A 2,920-nucleotide genomic window follows, 5' to 3' on the forward strand; every position below is an offset into this window, starting at 1 on the left:
CTCCGGCGCGGGAGCCGGCTCCTCGGCGGCGACGGGCTCGGGGGCGGGCTCAGGAGCGGCGACGGGCGCGCCCTCCTGGAGGTGCCAGCCGGTCTTGGCGCTGCACGCCGGCCAGGCGTTGGGGCCCTGGACCGCGAGCACCCGCTCGGCGACCGCGATCTGCTGCTCGCGGGTCGCCTGGTGAGCCATCGGGGCGTACTCGGTGCCGCCGAACTCGACCCAGGTGGTCGGGGAGAACTGCACACCGCCGTAGTAGCCGTTGCCGGTGTTGATGCTCCAGTCTCCGCTGCTCTCGCACTGCGCGAGCGTGTCCCAGTCAGCGGCCTGCGCGGTTCCGGCCATGGCCAGCGGGGCACCGACGATCGCGCCGGCGACGGCGATCCGGGCGAAGGTGCGGCTGGTAGCGGAAGCCTTGCGGTGCTTGCCTTGGTAGCGAGACATGTCCCTCTCTCCTACCCGCGCCTGCTGGAACCCGGTCCCGCTCGTGCGGGGCGGTTTCCTGTCCGGCCTGGCGCTGGATGCGCCCTGGCTTTCTGAGTCCCTGTCCGGCTCTGTGGTTCGGGGGTGGGGAGCCCGCTGGACAGGGTTCGGCGCGGCGGACTCCTCGGTTGTCATGGCCGTTCGGGGCGACCGAGAGGCGACGCTACGTAAGCGCCGGACAAATCCCAAACCCTATCAATGGTGACGCTCGTCACAGTAACACGGAGGGGGGTTTGTCGATGCGGGCATCGTGCCTGGTCAGCGGGCCGTTATCCCCCCGTGTCCTTCCTGATATCGATCACGGCGCGTGAGTCCTGGCTCACGTTCCTTGCTCACAGTAGGCAATTGGCGGGTAGACGGACGGTGATTGCCCCCAAAGGGGTGAAGATGTGAAGTTCGTGTGGGGGAAGTGCCGATGCGGAGGGTCAACGAATCGGCTCACCCACCGGCGAACGGCGGCAGGACGTCCAGCTCACTTCCGGCCGTGATCGGCGTGTTCCGGTCACGCACCGCGACGCCGTCGAGGAGGAAGCTGCACCCGCGCAGCACCCGGTCCAGCCGTTCCCCGTGCCGGGCGCTCACCATCGCCAGCACTGCCGCCACCGTCGGCTCGCCGTCCGGGAGCGGTAGGGACTCCTGGCCCGTGCCGGCGGCGGCCCCGGCGCCCGCGAAGTAGCGCACGACGATGTGGTTCCCGCCCTCGGGCGGCGACGTTTCGTGGCTCATCCTCCGCATCCTCCCTGGCGCCCGGTCCTCGGCCGCCGCGAGGTCGGGGCGAGGAGGGTGCGCGGCGCGCGTTCCTCACCCACCGAGCAGGTGGCCGACCCGGCGCACGTGCTCCTCCACCCGGGTCCCGGGGATCCGGCCCGCGAGGAGCAGGGAGACGAGGCCGTGACAACAGGCCCAGAAGAACTCGGTCGCGCCGTCCGCGTCCTCCGCCGGGTGCCCCCGGGCGACGAGCTCCCGCAGGGTGAGGAACGTCCGCCGGAGTTCCTCCGGGGTGTCGGCGGTCGCGAAGGCCAGGGTCGTGGGCGCGCCGAACATCACCTCGTACAGGCGGGGGTGGCGGCGGCCGAACGCGACGTAACGGCGGCACAGCTCCTCGAAGGGGCGGGCGTCCCCGGCTCGCGCGACGCTCTCGACCTCCCCGGTGAGGGTGTTGAAGCCCCGGCGGGCGATCGCCGCGATGAGGTCGTCCCGGCTGGAGAAGTGCTGGTAGATGACGGGTTGGCTGTAGTCGATCGACCGGGCGACCCGCCGGGTCGTCACCGCCTCCCAGCCCTCCCGTTCGGCGATCGCCAGGGCCACGTCCATGATCTCGTGGCGGCGGGCGAGGCGGCGGCGCTCCTTCGGGTCCGTCGGGGTCGAGCGCTCCTGGTCCCTCATGCCGCGCTCAGCAGGAAGCCGGCGGAGACGAGCATGAGCACGGCCGTCGCCCCGTGGATCCCGTAGGCGGCGCTCCGTCGTCCGTCGGAGCGGAGCACCGTCACCGCGTCGCCGGCGGGAACGATCGAGAAGGCGGCGACGGCCCACCCCAGGGTGGTGGTCGGGGCCGTGAGCAGCAACGCGCAGGCGACGACACCGGTGGCGAGGTCGCGGACACCCTTGACGCGCAACCAGGCGACGTCCCTCCCCGCCGGTATGGAGGGGAGGCCGAAGCTCGCCGCCGTCCGCTGTGGCGCCAGGAGGTAGAGGGCGCCGATCGTGAGGATGGCGAGCCCCGAGAGGACTGCGATGGTGACGCCAGCGGTGACCACGCGACTCCGATCTGCCAGTGAAAGAAAATCTATCGCTGACAGTACCACCCACTGGTGCCCGGCCAGGTCGTTGCCGGGCGGTGGTCGTGCCCGCCAGTGACCCGGCGGGTGGCGGAACGGCGCCGACGTCGGACGTCGTCCCCCGAACGGGTCGGCGCCGGCATGCCACGGTGCCGGTGGCCTGGAACCGCCGACCGGTCACGAGACCCGGTCAGGAGACCACCGGTGGCGGCACGGCCCCCTCCCCGCGCCCGACCGGCTCGCGGGGCACCGGCCGCTGGCCGGCGGTGCGTTCCACGACGAAGTCGGCGCGCTCGGCGGGCGTCCCCCTCGGGACGAGCACCGTCTCGTAGCCGAGTTCGCGGTACACCGCCAGCATCACCTCGCAGGTCCGCTCCGCCTCCGCGTGGTCCTGCCGCCGCTCCGCGTCGTGGTGGAAGACCTCCGGCCAGTACGGCGTCACGAACACCAGGCGGTGGTAGGTGACCTCGCGCGCGGCCCGCTCCACGTGCGGCGGCACCCGCAGGCCCGACAGCCGCAGGTACCCGAGGACGTCCGGTGCGCCGCGGTCGAAGTAGACCGGTCCCGCCTGCTCCACCGCCGCCCGGTAGGAGCGCAGCTCCCAGCTGAGCATCAACTCGGCGAACAGCGCGGGGTCCACCCAGGGCAACGCCCGCCCACCC

At 72.4% G+C, this 2,920-nt stretch carries 5 protein-coding genes; all 5 read right to left on the reverse strand.

Going from position 1 to position 2,920, the window contains the following annotated elements; translation table 11 throughout:
* On the reverse strand, positions 1-441 hold a 441-nt coding region (locus ACTIDRAF_RS29065), incomplete at its 3' end, for a transglycosylase family protein (RefSeq protein WP_016699585.1).
* Positions 442-918: 477 nt separating this feature from the next.
* Entirely contained in the window at positions 919-1,206 is a 288-nt protein-coding gene (locus tag ACTIDRAF_RS0215210) for a MoaD/ThiS family protein (protein WP_016699586.1), read from the reverse strand.
* A gap of 75 nt (positions 1,207-1,281) precedes the next feature.
* Complete coding sequence (locus ACTIDRAF_RS0215215) at positions 1,282-1,866, reverse strand: TetR/AcrR family transcriptional regulator (RefSeq protein ID WP_016699587.1); 585 nt, start codon at positions 1,864-1,866, stop codon at positions 1,282-1,284.
* A complete protein-coding gene (locus tag ACTIDRAF_RS0215220) occupies positions 1,863-2,237 on the reverse strand; it encodes a DUF4267 domain-containing protein (protein ID WP_016699588.1) in 375 nt (124 codons plus the stop codon). Before ACTIDRAF_RS0215220 ends, ACTIDRAF_RS0215215 begins: the two co-directional genes overlap by 4 nt.
* A 211-nt stretch (positions 2,238-2,448) precedes the next feature.
* The coding region (locus ACTIDRAF_RS29070) for an AAA family ATPase (RefSeq protein ID WP_157163053.1) at positions 2,449-2,920 on the reverse strand (472 nt) is incomplete at its 5' end.

The sequence above is a fragment of the Actinoalloteichus spitiensis RMV-1378 genome, from assembly GCF_000239155.1.
GTDB lineage: Bacteria > Actinomycetota > Actinomycetes > Mycobacteriales > Pseudonocardiaceae > Actinoalloteichus_B > Actinoalloteichus_B spitiensis.